Here is an 18843-nt window from a genome sequence, read left to right as displayed (position 1 = left end):
CCCCGGCCCGTCGGGCGCGGCCCGGGCCGGCTCAACGGGCGGTCTGCTCCCGGTGCGCGCGCTCGTGCAGCGCCCGCAGCATCGGCGAGGTGTCCAGCAGCCAGATGCCGGTCAGCAGCAGCGCCCCGCCCAGCAGCGCGACCGCGACCGCGAGCGGGTCGCCGCGCACCGACTCGTCGAACAGCGTCACGCCGCAGGCGACCGCGACCACCGGTTCGACGGTGTCGATGACCGGCATGCTCGCCGACAGCGGCCCCGCCTGGAACGCACTCTGGATCAGCAGCAGTCCCAGGATGCTCGCCACGACCAGCAGGTACGTCTGCCACGACGTCACCACCTCGTCCACGCCCACCTGGAACTTGGACACCGTCGTGGCGAGCAGCACCGACTGGGTGCCCATCACGATGCCCGCCGCGGCCGCCATCACCGAGGCGCGGGCCGGGCCGCTCATGCGGCGGCTGAGGAACAGCACCAGCGTCGTCGCGGCGGCCGCCGCCGTCATGGCCAGCGTCCACTCCTGCGGCCCGGCCACCGGCTCCGACCGCTGCGGCGCGGCTGCCGCCATCGCGACGGCCAGCCCCGCCGCCACCGCCACCGCGCCCAGCCACTCCCGGCCCCGCAGCCGGGTGCCGTACAGCCGGACCGACAGCGGGATGGCGAAGAGCAGTTCGGTCACGATCAGCGGCTGCACGAGGGCCAGCGGGCCGTGGGCGAGGGCCACGGACTGGAAGCCGTAGGCACCGATCGCGCAGCCGATGCCCGCCAGCCACAGCGGCCTGCGGGCCAGGTGGGTCAGCAGCCGGTACGACATCGCCTCGTGGTCCGGTTCGCCGGTCGCCGCACGCTGCTGGAGGACCCCGGCGACGGCGAACAAGGCGGCCGCGCACAGCGAACCGAGGATCGCGATCAGCATCGGCCGGTCCCGCCCGCCTCGTACGCGTCGTGGGGCGCGACCGCGTGCCAGACCGGCAGCAGGTCCTCGGCCAGCACCCGACGCCAGGAGCGGTGCCGGCCGCGCGCCGTCGCACCGGCCGCCTCGCCCAGCGCCGCCCGCAGCTCCGGCCGCTCCAGCAGCGGGCGCAGTGCCTCCGCCCATCCCGGGGCGTCGTCCGCCGCCACCACCAGGCCGTCCTCACCCGGTCGCGCCAGCCACCGCGTGGTCCGTGCCCCGGCGGGCAGCAGCACCGGCAGGTGACTGGCCATCGCCTCGCCCACCGCGTTCCCGACGGTCTCCGACCGGGAGGGGAAGGCGAACACGTCGCACCCTCCGTACACCCGGGCGAGTTCCCGCTGTGCCACCGGTCCGAGCAGGCTCACGTCCGGTCCGAGCAGGTCGCGCAGCACGGCCTCGTCGGGCCCGGTGCCCGCCACCACCAGGTGCGCGGGCGTGCCGTCCGCGCGCAGTCGCCGCAGCGCGTCCGCCAGTACCAGCACCCGCTTGGAGGCATCCACGCGGCCGGAGAACAGCACCGCGGGCCGGTCCTCCGGGACGCCGTACCGCTCGGCCAGCGCCCGGCGCGCCTCCGGGTCGGGCCGGAACCGTTCGTGGTCCACGCCCCGGTCCAGCAGCCCGACGCGGTGGCCCGGCACGGCCGCCGCGATCTCGCCGCGCTGCTCGGGCGTGGCGACCAGCACCCGGTCGCAGGCGTGCAGCAGCCTGTCCCGGCGGTGCCGCACCAGCCCGGCGGCCACCGTGCCGGGCAGCCGGTACGGGCCGGTCAGGGCGTGCAGGTAGGCGGCGGCCAGCGCGGGCACGTCGGTGTGCACGGACCCCACCAGGCCGGGCGGGGCGGCCCGCCCGGGCGTACGGCCGAGCCGGTGCGAGCGTCGGCGCGCCTGTGCGAGACGTACGGCCGTGGCAGCGAAGCCGAAGACGTGCGTGAGGTGCCAGACGTCGTGCCCGGGCAGCAGCCGCGCCAGCCGGGGGTGGAACGGCGTCAGGTCGCTGACGTCCGCGCCGCCGCTGACCCGCATCAGCGGGGCGGTGCTCAGCACCGGCGGCAGCGACACGAACCGCACGGCGGGGGAGAGGCGTTCGACCCGTTCCCGGGGGCCCAGCACGTAGAGGGTCAGGTCCGCACGGAGGTCCGGCGGCGCCATGCCGGCCGCCGCCTCGGCGAAGCGCTCCCAGCACTTCACGTGGCCCCCGGCGTCCGGCCCGCGCACCAGCTCCACCAGCACCGCCACCGACGGCCGCGCGTACCGGGCGGTCACGGGCGGCGCCCGCGGGCCGCGGCCCGGCCCGGCGCGCTCTGCCGGGCGACCAGGCGGCCGAGCGCACCCGGACTCACGGCGCGCAGCACGTCCAGCACCCGGTAGTGCCGCGGGACGCACACCTCCGCGCGCGGGCGCTCCACCAGGTCGGCCACCGCCAGGCCCACGCGTTCCGGCCGGATCATCCGACGGGCGGTGCGCGCCCGCAGCGGCGCCAGATCCGGCGCCCCGAAGAACGGCGTGTCCACCAGCCCGGGATGCACCACGCCGAAGTGCACGCCCCGGCCCCCGTACTCGGCGGCCAGCGACTCCGTCAGCGTCGTCAGGGCGGCCTTGGCGGCGGCGTACGCGCTGTGGCCCCACGGACCGGACTTCGCCGACACGGAGGCGACGTTCACGACGTGGCCGCGCCCGCGCGCCAGCATGCCCGGCAGCACGGCGCGCACGGCGGCGGCGGGGGAGAACCAGTGCACCTGGAACAGCCGCCGGGCCTCGGCCGGGTCCAGTTCGAGGAACGGCACGTACATGCCGTGGCCCGCGCAGTTGACCAGGACCTCGACGGGACCGAACTCCTCGGCCAGCCGGGTGAGCTCCTTCTCGACGGTGCCGTCGTCGGCGGCCAGGTCCAGGGCGACCGGTGTGCAGGGGGCGTGGGTGCGGAGCTCCGCGGCGGCGGCTTCGAGGGGACCCGAGCGCCGGGCGACGAGGACGGTGGGGCGCCCGCGCCGGGCGAAGGCGCGGGCGGCCGCGAGGCCGACTCCGCTGGAGCCGCCGGTGATCAGTGCCACGCCGCTGGGTACGCCCGCCATGCGTTCACGGTATGCCCCGTTTCGTCCGTCCGCGCCGCGTGCTCGCGCGTGTCGCCCCGCCCGGGCATCGGCGTGCCGCCGAGATGTGCGCCGCGCCGAGCCGGGCTACCGTCGGCGCATGCCCGTCGTCGGCCGCCGCCCGCACGGCCCGCGACACCGCCCCACCGGCGAGGTACGACCGACCGTGAACCTGGAAGCCGTCGCGGACGAGCTCTACGCCCTCCGCCCCTCCGCCTTCACCGCGACCCGGGACGCCCGCGCCCGCGAGGCCCGGCGCGCGGGCGACCGCGACCTCGCCACCCGCATCTCCGCCCTCCGCCGGCCCACCCTCGCCGCCTGGGCCGCGAACCTGCTGGTCCGCGAGCACGCCGAGGAGACGGCACGCTTCCTGGCCCTCGGCGAGCAGCTGCGCCGCGCCTACCAGGACCTCGACGGAGGCCGGCTCCGCGAACTGGCCCGTACCCAGCGGGAGCTGATCCGGGCCCTCGCCCGCAGCGCCCTGGACTCCGCCGCCGCCTCCGGCCAGTCCCTCGGCGAAGGAGCCCGGCGCGAGGTCGAGCAGACGCTCCAGGCGGTTCTCGCCGACCCGGATGCCGCCGACCAGTGGTCCGCCGGCCACCTTGCCACGTCCCTGACCCCGCCGACCGACTTCTCCTCCACCGGTCTCCCGGCCGCCGGGCCGGGCCGTGCCCCGGCCCGGACGTCCACGCGTCCCGCGAAAGAGCGTTCCACCAAGGAGCGCTCTGCGAAGGAGCGCCCTGCGAAGGTCGCCGACCTCGACCGCGCCCGCGACCGGCGCCGTCGGCGGGAGGAGGAGGCCGACGAGGCCCGTCGTGCGGCGGAGCAAGCGGCCGGGGAAGCCGCCGAGGAGGCCCGCAGGGCCGAGGAGGAACGCGTCGCCGCCGACGACGCGCTGGCCCGTGCGAAGGAGCGCAGCACGGCGGCCGACCGGCGCCTGACCGCCGCCCGTGACGAACTCCGCGACGCCGAACGCGAACAGCAAGCCGCCGCCGACGCCGAACGCGACGCCCACACCCGGGCCCAGGACGCCTCCCGCGGCGCCCGCGCCGCCCGCCGCAGCGCCGATCGCGCCACCCGCGAAGCCGACCGTCGCCGCTCCGGCCCGCGCACACGCTGAACCACTCGACGGCCCCCGAACCGGCAGGCGTCGCCGGCGCTCCGGGTCAGGCGAACTCCGCCGTGTCGAGGTCGAAGTCGAAGGGGCCGGGGAGCCGCAGCGTGGTGCCGAAGGCTGCTCGCGACTGGTGCTGGTAGCGCCCGGCCGCCGGGGACCAGTGCACCACGGCCCCGGCCCGGTGGCGATCCACGAGAAGGCAGACGGGGAGTCCCGCTTGCGCGTAGGCGTCCCGCTTGTCGACGCGGTCGACCCGGGCGTCCGCCTCGCATCCCGACGTCGTCTCCACCACCATCAGGACGCCGGTCGGGTCCGCCCAGGACGGCTGCCCGCGGAAATACCCCACGGGCGCCACTGCGCCGTCGACCCGGGCACGGCCCGCCCGGTGAGCGGGGACCGCGAGGCCGCGTTTCTCGTACAGCCAGAGGTCGGGGCGGCGGGAGATGATCTGCGAGGCCACGGTGCGAGAAGCTTCCGAGTGGTCACCGTCAGGTGCCGGTGTCACGTGAATCCTTCCCCCGATGAACTCGACATGCAGGCTGTCGGGCGCCGCCTTCTCGAGGGACTCGAACTCCGCGAGGCTGATCTCGGCGTCGGTCACGCTCACCTGCGCCTTCTCCCTGGACGGGTGGTCCCACGGGTACCGAGACGTCCGATGGCCGCCCAGGAGTAGCTCACCGTGGGTGACCCTGAGCGCAGGGTCACTCTTTCGGTGGAGCGGCGTCGCCGGTGGCGGCGGGCTTCCCGTGCGTCATGCCGGGGAGGAAGTCGGTGAACAGCTCGTGCACGTCGCGGACCAGGGGACGCAGGAGGCGGAAGCGGGACAGGGAGACGCCGCGGGCGGTGAGGCGCGCGCTGCGGTCCGCGAGGCGACGGGTGCGGACGCGGCCCTCGGAGCGGTCGAAGACCCAGTAGAGGACGAGTCCCATCTGCGACAGCCACATCATCTCCGGCACGGGGCCCCGCAGTTCGGGTGCCACCTTTGCCGTCGAGCCGGCGAGCGTCTCCCGGTGGACGTCGATGGCCGCCTCCCGGGCCGGCTCCGACTCGGGGGAGAACGGGCTGAGCGGACTGTCGGGGTCCGCGGCGTTCTTGAAGAACTGCGCCGCGAACTCGTGGTACGGCTCCGCGACGTCGAGCCACGCCTGGAACACCCCGGCGAGGCGGGGCTCCAGTTCCCGCTCCCGGTCCAGCACCGGGCGTACGGCGGCCTGGTGTTCCGCGGCGATGCGGTCGTAGAAGCCCTGTACCAGGTGCTCCTTGGAGCCGAAGTAGTAGTACGCGTTGCCGGTGGAGACCCCGGCCTCCCGTGCGATGGCCCGCATGGTGGTCCGGTCGTACCCCTTCTCCCGGAAGAGCCGCAGCGCGGTCTCCAGGATCAGGGTGCGGGTCTGCTCGCTCTTGGCGGCGGGCCGGGCGCCGCCCGGGGGCCGGTGACCGGCCGGGGCGGCGCCGTCCTCCGCGCCGGACGCGCGTTCGGGCTTCGACGGCTGTTCTGCTGCTGGCACGGGAGAAGAGCCTAGTCAGTGCCGCAGGTGCCGTCCGCACAGGCGGCGGTGCCCTCGACGGCGCCGGTGTGACCCCAGCCCTTCTGCGGGTGGTACGTCCAGCCGTCCGTCCTGCGGTAGACGCCGCCGCTCCAGCCGGAGGCGTTCCCCGTCTGCTGGGAGCCTCGCCACTTGGCGGCGGCGAGCACCGCGCTGCGGGCCAGCCCCGCCCCCACCGTGGTGCACAGCCGGTGCGCGGTCGGCCGGTGCTCCGCCAGCGCCCACAGGACCACGATCCACGCGGACTGGCCGCGGTAGACCTGGCCGCCGTCGCCGATGACGGTGATCTCCGCCAGCGTCGTCGCGTGGTCCAGGTAAGGGAAGCGGTCGCGGGCCCGTGCGGACCCTGCGGGCACCAACTCGAGCGGCACGAGCTGCCGTTGCCGTGCGAGCCAGCCGCGGACGTAGGTGCACAGCCCGCACTCGGCGTCGTACAGCACGGTCAGCCGGCGGACCGGGACGCGCGCGGCGTCCCGGTCGCCTGCGGCGGGTGCCGCGGGGGTCGCCGCGGCGGTCACTTGGCGAGCCCGGGGGCGGGGGTCCAGCTCTGCGGCTCGACGGGCGGCACCTGCTCGCGCTCCATCGCGCCGCGCCGCCGGATCTTGTTCAGTACCCACACGTTGCCCAGGTGCAGCACGCCCAGCACCAGCAGCACCACGCCGAGCTTGGTGGAGAGCGCCTCGAAGACGGCGCGCACGCTGGCGACGGGTTCGTCGCTGCTCAGGTAGAGGGCGACGAAGCCGAGGTTGACCAGGTAGAAGCCGACCACCAGCAGGTGGTTGACCGCGTCCGCCAGCTTCTCGTTCCCGCGCAGGACGTCGGACAGGAAGATCCGTCCGTTGCGGCTGAGCGTGCGCGCCACCCACACCGTCAGCGCGACGCTGACCAGCAGGTACACCACGTAGGACACCACTGTCAGATCCATGACCCACCCCTCTTCCGAACCTTCCCCGAAGGTTCTTGAACGCGTTCAAAACGCTGTGTCGGGACGACTGTAGACCTGTTTTTGAACACGTTCAAGTCGGAGGGGTGCGGGGAGGGTCGCCATAATCGGCGGGTGCAGATCCTCACTTTTCCCGAGGCGTCCACGCCGCCCGGCCTGCGCGCGCAGGTACGGGCACTGCAGGACACGGCCTGGCCCTCGTCGGACGGCAGGCCGACCCCGCGCGACGCGACCGTCCACGACCCCGCCCTGCACCCGCTGTCGATGCTCCTCGTCGAGGACGGCAGGGTGCTGGCCGCGCTGGACGTGCTGACCAAGGAGCTGCGGCACGCCGGGCGTACGTACCGGGCCGCGGGTCTCAGCACCGTCGTCACCCGGCAGGACGTGCGGGGCCGGGGCCACGGCCGCCGGCTGGCTGCGGCCGGGCGCGCGCACATGGCCGAACAGGCCCTCGACGTGGGGCTGTTCACCTGCGATCCCGGGCTCCGCCCGTTCTACGAGAGCGCCGGGTGGGAGCAGTTGCCCGGCACCGTGCTCATCGGGGGCACCCCCGACTCCCCGTTCCCCAGCGACCGCCCCGGCTTCGTCAAGGTCACCATGGCCGCCTTCTTCTCCGCCGAGGCGCGGCGGGCGCGCTCCGACTTCACCGGCGCCCGCATCGAGCTCTACCCGGGGCGCATCGACTGCCTCTGGTGACCGCCTCTCCCGGCGCGGCCCGGCGTGGCCCGGGAGAGCCGGAGCAACCGGTCAGGTTTCGAGAAGCGCCGGCGCCCGGACCGGCCTAGCGTCGCAGACATGACTTCCCTCGACTCCGTCATCCTCGGCGCGGCGGACCCCTCGGCCGCGGAACGCTTCTACACGACCGCCTTCGGCCTGGACACCCAGGTGCGCCTGCGCGCCTCGGAGGCGCCGACGACCGGCTTCCGCGGCTACACGCTGTCGCTGGTCGTCTCCCAGCCGTCCACCGTCGACTCCCTCGTCGACAGCGCCCTGGACGCGGGCGCCACCACGCTGAAGGCTCCCGCGAAGTCCTTCTGGGGCTACGGCGGGGTGGTGCGCGCCCCGGACGGGGCGATCTGGCAGGCCACCACCTCGGCGAAGAAGGACAAGGGCCCTGCGACCCGGCAGATCGACGACGTCGTGCTCCTGCTGGGCGTCGCGGACGTGGCCGAGAGCAAGCAGTTCTACGTCGACCGCGGCCTCACCGTCGCGAAGAGCTTCGGCCGCAGGTATGCCGAGTTCGCCATGCCGTCGAGTCCCGTGAAACTGGCGCTCTACGGGCGCCGGGGGCTCGCCAGGACCGCCGGCGTGTCGCCCGACGGCACCGGATCCCACCGCCTCACGCTCAGCGGCGACGCGGGCACCTTCACCGACCCGGACGGCTTCCCCTGGGAGGAGTCCGCGCCCTGACCCCGCCGGAAACGACGAACCTCCCCGGCCCGTGGGACGGGGCCGGGGAGGTTCGCGACGTGCACGCCGTGCGACCGATCAGGCCGCCGCGCCGGTCACGCCTTGACGGAACGACGCTTGCGCGCCACGACCAGCAGGCCGGCGCCGGCGGCGACGACGGCGGCGGCGATGCCCGCGATCAGCGGGGTCGAGTCCGAGGAACCGGTCTCGGCGAGGTCGGTCGGCGCCGTGCTCTCGTCGTCGGCGGGCTCGACCGGGGGAGTGGTGGTGCTCTCCGACGGGGTCGGCTCGGCGCTCTCGGAGGGCTCCTCGCTGGGCGTCGTCTCCGACGGCGTGGGCTCCGGCTCCGGCGACTCGCTCTCCTGGCCCTCGCAGACCGGGGAGGTCTTGGTCTCGTCCACGTTGTACTTCGCGTGGTCGCTCGCGACGACGACGAGGCGGACGTCCAGCGGCTCGCTGTGCTGCGGCAGCGCGAGGTCCTGCTTGTGGAAGTTCTTGCCGAACTCCTCGCTGAGGATCTCCTCGCCGCCCGCGGTGATGGTCACCGTGTTGGGCGCCTGGGTGCTGTACCACTTGAGGTCGACGGAGACCGAGTCGCAGTCGACGGTCCAGTTCGGCGTGTGCGCGGAGGCGGGGGCGGCGAGGAAGACCGAACCCGCCAGCGCGACGCCCGCCGCACCGAGTGCTATGCCGCTACGGCGTCTGTGCTGCTTTGTGCTCAACTATCCCACTCCGGCTGGTAGAAGGGTGTACAGAGGGGTGGTGCGAGAGCGGAACGCTACCGCCTCCCTCGGTCGGCCCTTCACCCGCCCCCCACAACTGCCCTTACCTGCCGGTCGTGGACGCGTACGGCAGCGGCCCGCGCAGCCGGCGTTCGTCACGGCCATCCGGACGAACGACGGCGGGACGGGGCGTGGGGGAAAGCCGGGGAGGGCAGCGTGGGCACGTTCCGCCCGGTCCCGTCGCCGGGCGGCCCGCCGTTCGCGCCCGGGGGTAACACCGTGTCCGCCCCGGCCCCGGACGGCGTACGCGACCACTTCATGAACGCCTACGTCGGCCGCCCGGCAGCAGACCCACGCGTGAGCGATGAGTTCGGGTCGTGGATCGGGTCTGCACCGGTATGACACGCATCATCGCTGACATCTCGGTCTCCCTCGACGGCTTCGTGACCGGCCCCGACCCCGGTCCCGACAGCGGTCTGGGCGCCGGCGGCGAAGCCCTGCACACCTGGGCGTTCTCCGACGACCCCGAGGACCGCCGCCTTCTGCGCGAGGCGACCGCCCGCTCCGGCGCCGTCGTCCTCGGGCGTCGGCTCTTCGACGTGGTCGACGCGCCGAACGGCTGGGACGACACGACCGGCTACGGCGCCGGCGAGGTCGGCAAGCCCGCGTTCGTCGTCGTGACGAGCGCGCCGCCACAGTCGGTGCGGCTCACCGACCTCGACTGGACGTTCGTCACCACCGGTCTGCCCGACGCCGTCGACGCCGCGCGCGAACGCGCCGAGGAGGCGTCCTCGCGCACCGGCCGGGATCTCGACGTCATCCTCATGGGCGGCGGCGCCACGATCGGCTCGGCACTCGAAGCCGGACTGGTCGACACGTTGACCCTGCACCTCGCACCGGTCGTGCTGGGTGCCGGGACGCCACTGTTCACCGGCGGAGCACCGCGCACGCTGGCGCAGCGAAGCGTGACCTCCACATCGACCGCGACGCAACTGACCTACGACGTCCTCCGACAGTGAGGTCGTTGCGGAACATCCCCTGAAGCGTTCGACGGCAGGGGAAGTGCGTCACGCGTCGCGCCTCGACGTGATGACAGGAAGGCTGCTGATCGAGCGTCTGTGGCGAGCAGGCTGCCTCGCAGGTGACCGCCGGGCTGCCTCGGCCCGGCTCTTCTGCCGGGTCGTGTGCTGCTCCGGTGGAGGCCCGGACTTCTGGCTTGCCGACCGGACTGCACCCCTCTCGAAGGAGAGGGCCACGAGGCGGTTGAGAGTGCGCGGATGCGCGCTCTGACCTGGGTAAACGTCATCACGATGACGACGGATCAGTTGCGCCCCCGGCAGGACTCGAACCTGCGGCCAAGCGCTTAGAAGGCGCCTGCTCTATCCGCTGAGCTACGGGGGCCTGTGGGGTCGCGGGCGGGTACTCACCCCCCGGTTGACCATGGCTCGGTCAAGGATAGGGGCCGACGCACCCTCGCTGCTTCACGTCCGCGACCGGTTGTAAAGGTTCGGTGAAGCGGTCCCGATACTCGCAGGCCGAGGCGATCTCCGCAGCATTTTCGGCGGCTCGTTCGTGGGGTGTTGCGCAGTCGTTATGGCTCCGTGTGCCGGGCGGGGGTCGGCTGGGCCGATGGGAGCGGTCGCGGGGTGGTTGCGGAGTGATTTCGGGGGATGAGAAGCGGAAACGCTTCAAAAAGCTCCCAAAATCGGTCATTCTTCCCCTGTGGCGATCTTGGAGGTACAGCCCGAACTGCTCGACGCGCTCACCGCGCTGCGGGAGCGCGTCGCCGCCGTACGCTTTCCGCTGCCCCTCCCGGGCGTGGAACGGGCCCGGCGGTCCCGGTCCGAGCTGCTCGCCCAGCTCGACGACTACCTGGTGCCGCGGCTGCGCGCCCCCGAGGCCCCGTTGCTCGCCGTGGTCGGAGGCTCGACCGGAGCGGGGAAGTCCACCCTGGTCAACTCGCTGGTGGGGCGTCGTGTCAGCGAGGCGGGGGTGCTGAGACCCACCACCCGCACGCCGGTGCTGGTCTGTCACCCGCACGACGAGCACTGGTTCGCCGGGGAGCGGGTCCTGCCCGGTCTGGGGCGGGCCTGGATGCCCCGTCAGGAGAGCCTCGCCGACGCGGAGGACCGCCCGGACGGACTGCCGGAGGGGCCGGGCGCCACCCGCCTGGACGGACTGTCCGGCGGACCGGAGGACGCCCAGCTCGAGGTGCGGATCGAGACCGACCCCGGTGTGCCCGTCGGGCTCGCCCTGCTGGACGCTCCCGACATCGACTCCCTCGTCGTGCGCAACCGGGATCTGGCGGCCCGTCTGCTCTGCGCGGCGGACGTGTGGGTGCTGGTGACGACGGCCGCGCGGTACGGGGACGCGGTGCCGTGGCATCTGCTGCGCTCCGCGCGGGAGTACGACGTGGTGCTCGCCACCGTGCTCGACCGGGTCCCGCACCAGATCGCCGACGAGGTCTCCCAGCGCTACGCCGCCATGCTCGCCCGCGAAGGGCTGGGCGGCGTACGGCGCTTCACCGTTCCCGAACTCCCCGAGTCGGCGGGCGGCTCCGGCCTGCTGCCGACCACCGCGGTGGCCGGTCTGCGCGACTGGCTGGCACAGTGCGTCCGCGACCCGCACGCCCGCAGCCGCGCGGCGGCCCGTACGACAGCCGGGGTACTCGCCTCGCTCCGGTCCCGGGTGGGCGCCCTCGCCGGCGCCGCCGCGGCACAGCACGCGACGGCGCTGCGGCTCGGCCGCCACGTGGACGAGGCGTTCGAGGAGGCGGCGGCCCGCGTCCGGCAGCTGACCGACGCCGGAGGACTCCTCGCCGGGGACGCGGCGGCGCGGTGGCGGGGCTTCCCGCTGGACTCCGGTGGCGACGAGGTGCTGGACGCGTTCACCGAGGGCCTGACCGCCCTGCTCGCCGGCGCCGCCGCCGCGGCGGACGAGCGGATCGCCGCAGCCTGGCGCGGTGAACCCGGCGCCCCCGAAAGACGTACGGGGACCGCCGCGGCCCCGGAGGACGCCGCCGACGAGGAGGCACGCGGACGGATCGGTCTGCTGGCCCGGCGCTGGAGGCGCTGCCTGGAGGAACTGGCCGACGAGGCGGTGCGCGGCTCCGAGGGCGCCTCGCAGACGGACGCGGAGGAGACCGCCGCACGGCTGGCCGTCGCCCTGCTGGGCGGTGCGGACGCGGCAGCCGACGCGGAGGAGGAACTGCGGCGCCTGCTCGGCACGGAGAGTGCCGCACGGCTGCGCGAGCGGGCCGGACGCATCCTCGGCACGTGCGTGGAGCGGGTGCTCTGCGCCGAACGCGAGCAGTGGCTGCGGCCGCTGGACGCACTGGGCGCCACGCCGGACCCGCAGGTGGAGCTGATCGCGGCGTTCTCCGTGCTGCGCAGGACCGAGACGGCGCGGCGGACGTCGTAGCCGCGACGAGCGACAGGGAGAGGTGACGTGGTGACGGCTGCGGGGAGGCACGACGACGGAACGGCGTCCGGGGCGATCGGGGCGCCCGGAGGGGCCGAGCCGGAAGGGGTGCACGGGCGGGGCGTACCGGACGCGCCGGACGAGGTCCGCGAGGGGACGGACGAGCGGCCGGAAACACGGGCGTCCGCCGCTCCGGTGCAGGCGCCTGCCGCGCCGCTTCCCACGCCGGGCCGCTCGGCTGACGAGCCGTCGGCGCACGCGTGGCCCGACGCGGCGGAGGACGGCGCCGGGGCACCGGCACAGGTCTTCCGGGCCGAGGGGGAGGAGACTCCGGCGGCGGGCGCACCGGAGACCGTTCCCCGGCCGGCTGAGGACGGCGCAGACGGCGCAGACGGCGCGCCCGGCGCGCCCGGGGCCGCGCCGCGCACGCCGCCGAGACCCGCCGCGCCTCCCAGGCCGCACGTGCCGCCCCGGCCGTCGGTGCCGCCGCGCCACGGCTGGAACGACGGACTGATCGCGCGTCGCGCACCCGAATCCTTCCCGCAGGGCGCGGGGGAGTCCGCGGACGGCCCGGCCTGCGGGTACGGCGCCCGCGAGGCCGAGCACGGTCACCGTGGGCGCGCGCACGGTGGCGCCGCGTCGTCCGGACCCCCCGCCCCCGGGACACCGTCCCCGGACGAGCCGCCCGCCCCCGAGGACGTGGCTCCCGAGACCCGGGAGGGCGCCGCGTGGGAAGGGGGATCCAGGCCGACCGGGACCGGAGGGCTGCCGTCCCCGGACGGCATCGGTGGGGGAGCGGTCGGCGGCGCCCTGCGCCACCGCCTGGGGGCGTTGCGGGAGCTGATCGGCCTGTCCCGGACCCGGCTGGAGGGCAGGGTGCTGGCCGAGGCCGGCAGAGTGCTCGACGAGGCCGGGGCACGGGCCCAACTGTCCGCCGCCTACACCACGGTCGCCATCGCGGGCGCGACCGGCAGCGGCAAGTCCTCGCTCCTCAACGCCCTCTCCGGCCGCACCCTCTCGGAGACCGGGCTGCGCCGCCCGACCACGGCCCAGCCCGTCGCCTGCACCTGGGAGGCCGAACGTGAGGGCGGCGCCGACGGGTTGCTCGACCGGCTCGGCATCGCCCCCGGTCTGCGCCGGCGGGTGAAGGACCCCTCGCTGCACGGCCTGGTGCTGATCGACCTGCCCGACCACGACTCCGTCGCCGCCGGCCACCGCGAACACGTCGACCGGCTGCTGGAACTGGTCGATGCGGTGGTGTGGGTGGTCGACCCGGAGAAGTACGCGGACGCACTGCTGCACGAGCGCTACCTGCGGCCGCTCGCGGGCTACGCGGAGGTCACCTTCGTCGTCCTCAACCAGGTCGACCGGCTGCCGGGCGAGGCTGCGGACGCCGTGCTGCACGACCTGCGCCGTCTGCTGGACGAGGACGGCATGGCGCTCGGCGACTACGGCGAGCCGGGCGCGCGGGTCCTGGCGACCTCGGCGCTCACCGGGGCGGGGCTGCACGAACTGCGCGAGGAGCTGGGCGCGTTCGCCGCGACCCGGGAGGCACCGGCCCGTCGACTGACCGCAGACCTGGACGGGGCTGCGGAGCGGCTGCGCCGGGTGTACGCCGACCCGGCCCGGCCCGCGCCGACCGGGCTGACCGAGGCGGACCGTGAGGAGTTCGAGGACCTGCTCGCCTCGGCCGTCGGCGCCCGTGCGGCCGGGCAGGCCGCGGAACGGGCCTGGCTGCGGCACGCCGAACGGTCCTGCGGCACCCCGTGGTCGCAGCTGGTGCGCGCGCGCGATGCCCGTCGGCGCGCGTCGTCCGGCAGCGCGGAGGCCGCCGGGCAGTCGGAGCCCGCGCCTCGCGGCCCGGCGCCGGAAAGGCACCGGGCCGCGAGGCCGGTGCTCACCCAGGCGGTGCGCCAGGTCGCCGAACAGGCAGCCGTCGGCCTGCCCGACGCGTGGCGGCGGACCGTGCGGGACGCCGCCTGGCGTGGTGCGGAAGGACTGCCCGAGGCGCTCGACACGCTGATCGGGGAAGCCCTCGCTCCGCCGGGCGACGCACACCCGTCCGACCGTGGGCCGGCCCGCGGTGCACAGCGCCCGCACGGGCTTCCGCGCCTGGAGCGGCCGCCGTGGTGGACGGTCGCGATGCTCGGGCAGGGGCTGCTGCTGGCGCTTCAGGTGGTCGGGGTCCTCCTGCTGGTGGGCGCGGTCTTCGGCGGGTACCGGGGCGCCCTGTGGCCACCGGTCGTCCTGGTGCTGGGCGGTGCCGTCGCGGCGCCCGGACTGGCGGCCGCCTGCCGTGCCGCCGCCCGTGGGCCGGCGCGCGCGTTCGGGCAGGAAGAGGAACGCCGGCTGCGGCAGCTCTCCGCCGGCTGCGGGCGGACACGCGTGCTGGAGCCGGTGGCGGCGGAGCTGATGCGCTACCGCGAGGTGCGGGAGCAGTACGTGGTGGCCGCGGGAGACACGGGCCCGGCGTGACCCCGGGGCGCCCGGAGCGGCGTGGCCCGGACCGGGGGGACCCGGCGGGCCGCTGGGGCTCCGGGGGTGCCTGAGGGGGACCGGGTTGTCCACACCCCCCGGTTCATCCACAGCCGCGAGCAGGACCCTCCGGGGCCGGGCACGGTGGGACGACCGGGAACGAGCCCGGCAGTCCCGCAGGGAGGCGTCGCGCATGAACGAGCCGCAGGTGACGGTGGTCGGAAACGTGGCCACGGAGCTGGATCACCGCACCACCCGCTCCGGTGAGCCGGCCGTGCGGTTCCGGCTGGCCGGCACGGTCCGCCGGTTCGACCGGGCCCGCGAGGCGTGGGAGGACGCCTGGACCAGCTTCTTCACCGTCTGGGCGTGGCGCACCCTGGCCACCAACGTGGCCACTTCGGTGACCCTCGGCGAACCGGTCATCGTGCAGGGCCGGTTGCGCGTCAAGGAGGAGGAGAAGGAGGGACGCCGCTACGTCACCGCCGAACTGCTGGCATCCTCGATCGGACACGACCTCAACCGCGGCACCGCCGCCTTCCGGCGCGTCTCCCCGGCTCGTGCCGGAGGCGGCCCGCCCGAAGCCGGTACGCCACAGGTCGTGCCTGGCCCAACCGGCGCGTCGGCCCCGGAGTTCGGTCTGCGGTGAACGTCCCGTTACGCCGGGTTCCCTCGATAACGATTCCGATGCGGAACGCTTGAGCGGTGGGGTTCCCGGGGACGGTGATGCGCCCGTCTCCTTACGATCCCTCGGGTACTCACGGGGGTTCGGAGCTTTGTTCGGCGAGACGCACGTCAACTGCCCGACGTCCCGGCTGTCTCGCCCAGAGGGGAAGAGCATGACTTCTGTTCGCAGACGGGTCGTCTCCCGTCTCACCGCCGCCGTTCTGGCTCCCGGCCTGATAGCGGCCGGTGCGCTGACCGGTGCGGGCACCGCCGCCGCAGACGAGAACGCGGCGCAGCCGGGCGGCGCCTCCGCCACCCTCGACGGCCTCAAGACGTACAGCCAGGCCCTGCTCGTCGAGCCGGACGGGGAGAAGAAGGAGATCGGCGCCGGTCTCTTCGAGATGACCGTCGACGGCGGCGGCGCGCTGCAGACCTACTGCATCGACATCGCCAACCCGACCGTCAGCAAGTCCCGCTACAAGGAGGTCGGCTGGGACGCGTCGTCGCTCAACGACAACGCCGACGCGGGCAAGATCCTCTGGATCCTGCAGAACTCCTACCCGCAGGTCAACGACCTCGCCAAGCTCGGCCAGGCCGCCGGCGTCGCCGGCGGTCTGACGAACGAGACCGCCGCCGCCGGCACGCAGGTCGCGATCTGGCGCTTCTCCGACGACGCGGACGTCACCGCCAAGGACCCGGCGGCCGAGCAGCTCGCCGACTACCTGGAGAAGGCCGCTCAGAACGTCCCCGAGCCGAAGGCGTCCCTGCACCTGACACCGGCGGCCGTCTCCGGCAAGGCCGGCGACCGCCTGGGCCCGGTCACCGTCGACACCAACGCCCAGGCCGTCTCCATCAGCACCCCTGCGGGTGTGACCGCCGGCGACGTGAAGGTCGTCGACGGAAGCGGCAAGCCGGTGACCTCGGCCGCCGACGGCAGCGAGCTGTACTTCGACGTCCCCGCGGGCACCGAGCCCGGTGAGGCGTCGGTGTCGGTACAGGCCCGCACCACCGTGCCGGTCGGCCGCGCCTTCACCAGCGTCGGCGTCAAGAGCCAGACCCAGATCCTCGCCGGCTCCAGCGAGTCCACGGTGACCGCGACCGCCACAGCCCGCTGGGCCGACGCCGGCCCGATCCCGGCCGTGACCGCGGAGAAGAACTGCGCCGAGGGCGGCGTGGACGTCACCGTGGCCAACGAGGGCGACAAGCCGTTCGCCTTCTCCCTGGCCGGCGAGAGCCACGAGATCGCCGCGGGCGGTTCGCAGACCATCACGGTCCCCGTCCAGGAGGACCAGGCCTACGACATCACCATCACCGGCCCCGACGGGTTCGAGAAGAACTTCACCGGCGTGCTGGACTGCGAGACCGACACCACCGGCGGTGACGAGGGCACCACCCCGCAGACCGGCGACGACACCCCCGCCGGCGACACGGCCGACGAGGGCGGCACCGACCTGGCCGCCACCGGCAGCAACAGCAACACCCCGCTGATCATCGGCGTGGCCGTGGCGCTGGTCGTCGTCGGCGGCGTCGCGATGCTCCTCGTCCGCAAGCGCAAGCCGTCCGCGGCCGGTTCCGGCAGCGAGGACTGAACACCCCTCCCGGCTCACCTGCCGGATCGCGCCACGGCGTGACCGAGCGGTGACCGAAAGCAACGGGGCGGCCCCTGGTGGGCCGCCCCGTTTCGGTGTACACGCCCTTGTGCGGCAAGATGGGGTGCGTATGCCTTACGCGCGGCTCTGTCGCGCCCGGCACTTCGCGGGCGCGGCGCCCTCGCCGCGCGCCCAGACCTGCGCGGCGCGAGCCGCATGACACTCCACACTGGCGGACGGTTTCTCTTGGCTGAGTTCATCTACACCATGCGCAAGGCGCGCAAGGCGCACGGCGACAAGGTGATCCTCGACGACGTCACCCTGAGCTTCCTGCCGGGGGCGAAGATCGGCGTCGTCGGCCCCAACGGCGCCGGCAAGTCCACCGTGCTGAAGATCATGGCGGGCCTCGAGCAGCCCTCCAACGGCGACGCGTTCCTCTCACCGGGCTACAGCGTCGGCATCCTCCTCCAGGAGCCGCCGCTGGACGAGTCCAAGACCGTGCTGGAGAACGTCGAGGACGGCGTGGCCGCCATCAAGGGCAAGCTCGACCGTTTCAACGAGATCGCCGAGCAGATGGCGACCGACTACTCCGACGCGCTGATGGAGGAGATGGGCAAGCTCCAGGAGGACCTGGACCACGCAGGCGCGTGGGACCTGGACGCGCAGCTGGAGCAGGCCATGGACGCCCTCGGCTGCCCGGCCGGCGACTGGCCCGTCACCAACCTCTCCGGCGGTGAGAAGCGCCGCGTCGCGCTGTGCAAGCTGCTGCTGGAGCAGCCCGACCTGCTGCTGCTCGACGAGCCCACCAACCACCTGGACGCCGAGTCCGTGCAGTGGCTGGAGCAGCACCTCGCCAAGTACCCGGGCACCGTCATCGCCATCACCCACGACCGGTACTTCCTGGACAACGTGGCCGAGTGGATCATGGAGCTCGACCGCGGCCGCGCCGTCGGTTACGAGGGCAACTACTCCACCTACCTGGAGAAGAAGCAGGCGCGCCTCAAGGTCGAGGGCCAGAAGGACGCCAAGCGCTCCAAGCGCCTCAAGGAGGAGCTGGAGTGGGTCCGCTCCAACGCCAAGGGGCGGCAGGCCAAGTCCAAGGCGCGCCTGACCCGTTACGAGGAGATGGCCGCCGAGGCCGAGAAGACCCGGAAGCTGGACTTCGAGGAGATCCAGATCCCGCCGGGCCCGCGCCTGGGCAACGTGGTCGTCGAGGTGGAGAACCTCAACAAGGCGTTCGGCGACAAGGTCCTCATCGACGACCTGTCCTTCACCCTCCCGCGCAACGGCATCGTCGGCGTCATCGGCCCGAACGGCGCCGGCAAGACCACCCTGTTCAAGATGATCCAGGGCCTGGAGGAGCCGGACTCCGGCAAGATCAAGGTCGGCGACACGGTCAAGATCTCCTACGTCGACCAGTCGCGCGCCAACATCGACCCGAAGAAGACGCTGTGGGCCGTCGTCTCCGACGAGCTGGACTACATCAACGTCGGCCAGGTCGAGATGCCGTCCCGGGCCTACGTGTCCGCGTTCGGCTTCAAGGGCCCGGACCAGCAGAAGCCGGCCGGCGTGCTCTCCGGTGGTGAGCGCAACCGCCTCAACCTCGCGCTCACCCTCAAGCAGGGCGGCAACCTGCTGCTCCTCGACGAGCCGACCAACGACCTCGACGTGGAGACGCTGTCCTCGCTGGAGAACGCGCTGCTCGACTTCCCCGGCTGCGCCGTGGTCGTCTCCCACGACCGCTGGTTCCTGGACCGCATCGCCACCCACATCCTCGCCTACGAGGGCGAGAGCCGGTGGTTCTGGTTCGAGGGCAACTTCGAGTCGTACGAGAAGAACAAGATCGAGCGGCTGGGCCCGGATGCCGCCCGCCCGCATCGCGCGACGTACAAGAAGCTCACCCGCGGCTGAGGCCG

17 protein-coding genes and 1 tRNA gene are annotated in these 18843 nt (G+C 74.0%); 9 read left to right on the top strand and 9 right to left on the bottom strand.

From position 1 onward, the window contains the following. Positions 1 to 31 precede the first annotated feature (31 nt). Genes RM572_RS02610 through RM572_RS02600 form a run of 3 tightly spaced genes read right to left on the bottom strand, consistent with a single transcriptional unit; the run spans position 32 to position 3023 of the window. A complete protein-coding gene (locus tag RM572_RS02610) occupies positions 32 to 913 on the bottom strand; it encodes a DMT family transporter (protein ID WP_311671601.1) in 882 nt (293 codons plus the stop codon). Beyond that, complete coding sequence (locus RM572_RS02605) at positions 907 to 2214, bottom strand: glycosyltransferase (protein ID WP_311671600.1); 1308 nt, start codon at positions 2212 to 2214, stop codon at positions 907 to 909. The genes RM572_RS02610 and RM572_RS02605 overlap by 7 nt, the downstream gene beginning before the upstream one ends. Beyond that, positions 2211 to 3023, bottom strand: coding sequence for an SDR family NAD(P)-dependent oxidoreductase (locus tag RM572_RS02600; protein WP_311671599.1), 813 nt, complete (start codon positions 3021 to 3023; stop codon positions 2211 to 2213). Before RM572_RS02600 ends, RM572_RS02605 begins: the two co-directional genes overlap by 4 nt. Positions 3024 to 3141: 118 nt before the next feature. On the opposite strand from RM572_RS02600, the gene RM572_RS02595 reads away from it, so the two are divergent. After that, positions 3142 to 4161 (top strand): hypothetical protein, encoded by a 1020-nt coding sequence (locus RM572_RS02595; RefSeq protein WP_311671598.1) that lies wholly within the window; start codon positions 3142 to 3144, stop codon positions 4159 to 4161. A 46-nt stretch (positions 4162 to 4207) separates the two neighbouring features. On the opposite strand, the gene RM572_RS02590 is transcribed toward RM572_RS02595, so the two are convergent. The 4 genes from RM572_RS02590 to RM572_RS02575 form a co-directional block, all read right to left on the bottom strand. After that, positions 4208 to 4765: a Uma2 family endonuclease gene (locus RM572_RS02590; RefSeq protein WP_311671597.1), complete on the bottom strand. Its 558-nt coding sequence runs from the start codon at positions 4763 to 4765 to the stop codon at positions 4208 to 4210. A 94-nt stretch (positions 4766 to 4859) separates the two neighbouring features. Next, positions 4860 to 5540 (bottom strand): TetR/AcrR family transcriptional regulator, encoded by a 681-nt coding sequence (locus RM572_RS02585; protein ID WP_037789922.1) that lies wholly within the window; start codon positions 5538 to 5540, stop codon positions 4860 to 4862. Positions 5541 to 5677: 137 nt separating this feature from the next. Beyond that, on the bottom strand, positions 5678 to 6223 hold the full coding sequence (locus RM572_RS02580; RefSeq protein ID WP_311671596.1) for a thiol-disulfide oxidoreductase DCC family protein: 546 nt from the start codon (positions 6221 to 6223) through the stop codon (positions 5678 to 5680). Then, complete coding sequence (locus RM572_RS02575) at positions 6220 to 6630, bottom strand: hypothetical protein (protein ID WP_311671595.1); 411 nt, start codon at positions 6628 to 6630, stop codon at positions 6220 to 6222. The genes RM572_RS02580 and RM572_RS02575 overlap by 4 nt, the downstream gene beginning before the upstream one ends. A gap of 132 nt (positions 6631 to 6762) precedes the next feature. Between RM572_RS02575 and RM572_RS02570 the strand changes: the two genes are divergently transcribed. After that, on the top strand, positions 6763 to 7344 hold the full coding sequence (locus tag RM572_RS02570; RefSeq protein ID WP_311671594.1) for a GNAT family N-acetyltransferase: 582 nt from the start codon (positions 6763 to 6765) through the stop codon (positions 7342 to 7344). Positions 7345 to 7443: 99 nt separating this feature from the next. After that, positions 7444 to 8058: a glyoxalase gene (locus tag RM572_RS02565; protein WP_311671593.1), complete on the top strand. Its 615-nt coding sequence runs from the start codon at positions 7444 to 7446 to the stop codon at positions 8056 to 8058. A 95-nt stretch (positions 8059 to 8153) separates the two neighbouring features. Here the strand turns inward: RM572_RS02565 and RM572_RS02560 are convergent, their stop codons facing one another. Beyond that, on the bottom strand, positions 8154 to 8780 hold the full coding sequence (locus RM572_RS02560; RefSeq protein ID WP_027763688.1) for an LAETG motif-containing sortase-dependent surface protein: 627 nt from the start codon (positions 8778 to 8780) through the stop codon (positions 8154 to 8156). Positions 8781 to 9178: 398 nt separating this feature from the next. On the opposite strand from RM572_RS02560, the gene RM572_RS02555 reads away from it, so the two are divergent. Then, positions 9179 to 9799 carry a dihydrofolate reductase family protein gene (locus RM572_RS02555; protein ID WP_311671592.1) on the top strand — a complete coding sequence of 207 codons (621 nt, stop codon included), beginning with the start codon at positions 9179 to 9181 and terminating at the stop codon, positions 9797 to 9799. Between the two features lie 309 nt (positions 9800 to 10108). Here RM572_RS02555 and RM572_RS02550 read toward each other — a convergent pair. Then, a tRNA-Arg gene (locus tag RM572_RS02550) sits at positions 10109 to 10181 on the bottom strand. Between the two features lie 330 nt (positions 10182 to 10511). On the opposite strand from RM572_RS02550, the gene RM572_RS02545 reads away from it, so the two are divergent. The 5 genes from RM572_RS02545 (at position 10512) to ettA (ending at position 18838) form a co-directional block, all read left to right on the top strand. After that, on the top strand, positions 10512 to 12200 hold the full coding sequence (locus tag RM572_RS02545; protein WP_311671821.1) for a dynamin family protein: 1689 nt from the start codon (positions 10512 to 10514) through the stop codon (positions 12198 to 12200). A 27-nt stretch (positions 12201 to 12227) separates the two neighbouring features. Continuing rightward, entirely contained in the window at positions 12228 to 14675 is a 2448-nt protein-coding gene (locus RM572_RS02540; RefSeq protein WP_311671591.1) for a GTPase, read from the top strand. A gap of 193 nt (positions 14676 to 14868) precedes the next feature. After that, the gene (locus RM572_RS02535) at positions 14869 to 15321 is read left to right on the top strand and encodes a single-stranded DNA-binding protein (RefSeq protein WP_394813494.1); all 453 of its coding nucleotides are present in this window, start codon (positions 14869 to 14871) and stop codon (positions 15319 to 15321) included. 190 nt (positions 15322 to 15511) lie between these two features. Beyond that, positions 15512 to 16927, top strand: a complete 1416-nt coding sequence (locus RM572_RS02530) for a Cys-Gln thioester bond-forming surface protein (RefSeq protein WP_311671590.1) — start codon at positions 15512 to 15514, stop codon at positions 16925 to 16927. 246 nt (positions 16928 to 17173) lie between these two features. Further along, positions 17174 to 18838, top strand: a complete 1665-nt coding sequence (gene ettA, locus RM572_RS02525; RefSeq protein WP_136184119.1) for an energy-dependent translational throttle protein EttA — start codon at positions 17174 to 17176, stop codon at positions 18836 to 18838. The last annotated feature ends 5 nt before the right edge of the window (positions 18839 to 18843 follow it).

Origin of the sequence: Streptomyces hazeniae (genome assembly GCF_031845485.1) — a bacterium.
Taxonomy (GTDB): domain Bacteria; phylum Actinomycetota; class Actinomycetes; order Streptomycetales; family Streptomycetaceae; genus Streptomyces; species Streptomyces hazeniae.
This window is presented reverse-complemented; position numbering and strand designations above follow the sequence as displayed.

Coding starts and splice junctions, on each gene's coding strand:
- RM572_RS02610 (WP_311671601.1), bottom strand. CDS start 913: ATGCTGATCGCGATCCTCGGTTCGCTGTGCGCGGCCGCCTTGTTCGCC.
- RM572_RS02600 (WP_311671599.1), bottom strand. CDS start 3,023: ATGGCGGGCGTACCCAGCGGCGTGGCACTGATCACCGGCGGCTCCAGC.
- RM572_RS02595 (WP_311671598.1), top strand. CDS start 3,142: ATGCCCGTCGTCGGCCGCCGCCCGCACGGCCCGCGACACCGCCCCACC.
- RM572_RS02575 (WP_311671595.1), bottom strand. CDS start 6,630: ATGGATCTGACAGTGGTGTCCTACGTGGTGTACCTGCTGGTCAGCGTC.
- RM572_RS02565 (WP_311671593.1), top strand. CDS start 7,444: ATGACTTCCCTCGACTCCGTCATCCTCGGCGCGGCGGACCCCTCGGCC.
- RM572_RS02555 (WP_311671592.1), top strand. CDS start 9,179: ATGACACGCATCATCGCTGACATCTCGGTCTCCCTCGACGGCTTCGTG.
- RM572_RS02535 (WP_394813494.1), top strand. CDS start 14,869: ATGAACGAGCCGCAGGTGACGGTGGTCGGAAACGTGGCCACGGAGCTG.
- RM572_RS02530 (WP_311671590.1), top strand. CDS start 15,512: ATGACTTCTGTTCGCAGACGGGTCGTCTCCCGTCTCACCGCCGCCGTT.